The 259-nt window shown below is 39.4% G+C and carries 1 protein-coding gene; it reads left to right on the forward strand.

Annotation, left to right across the window (positions count from 1 at the left end):
• Positions 1 to 19: 19 nt before the first annotated feature.
• Positions 20 to 259, forward strand: a 240-nt coding sequence (locus tag AOA62_RS29745; protein WP_143521941.1) for a catalase, incomplete at its 3' end; no start/stop codon positions are given.

The following is a 259-nucleotide window of genomic DNA, read 5'->3' on the forward strand; positions in this document are numbered from 1 at the left end:
GGTTATGGGAGGGAAAAAAATGACTGGGAAATATGACAAAAAAACGAAAAAAGACTCGGAGAGTAAGAAAAAGAAACAACTTGAGGGGTCTACCATTGATCACACTGGGAAAAAAATGACTACGAATCAAGGTGTTCGAGTTACAAATGATGACGACTCCTTAAAAGCTGGAATGCGTGGCCCAACAATTATGGAGGATTTTCATTTCCGGGAAAAGATGACTCATTTTGATCATGAAAGAATTCCAGAACGTGTCGTG

This window comes from Pseudomonas sp. 2995-3, from assembly GCF_002742565.1.
GTDB lineage: Bacteria > Pseudomonadota > Gammaproteobacteria > Pseudomonadales > Pseudomonadaceae > Aquipseudomonas > Aquipseudomonas edaphica.